The sequence below is a fragment of the Pseudoalteromonas sp. SIMBA_162 genome, assembly GCF_046535955.1.
Lineage (GTDB): Bacteria > Pseudomonadota > Gammaproteobacteria > Enterobacterales > Alteromonadaceae > Pseudoalteromonas > Pseudoalteromonas marina.
Genome location: NZ_JAWJBQ010000813.1, coordinates 1 through 252 on the forward strand (window position 1 = coordinate 1; position 252 = coordinate 252).

1 pseudogene is annotated in these 252 nt (G+C 52.0%); it reads left to right on the plus strand.

What is annotated here, in order from left to right:
* Positions 1-252: pseudogene (locus tag R0J88_RS21940) on the plus strand (elongation factor 4); the annotation flags it as partial.

Genomic DNA, 252 nt, shown 5'->3' on the forward strand with positions numbered 1-252 from the left:
CTGACGTACGAGATCCCGATGGCGGAAGTGGTGCTCGACTTCTTCGATCGACTGAAATCTACCTCGCGAGGTTATGCGTCTCTGGATTACAACTTCAAACGCTTCCAGGCGTCCGACATGGTACGTGTAGACGTATTAATCAACGGTGAACGTGTTGATGCGCTGGCGTTGATCACCCACCGTGATAATTCGCAAAACCGCGGTCGCGAGTTGGTGGAGAAGATGAAAGATCTGATCCCACGCCAGCAGTTT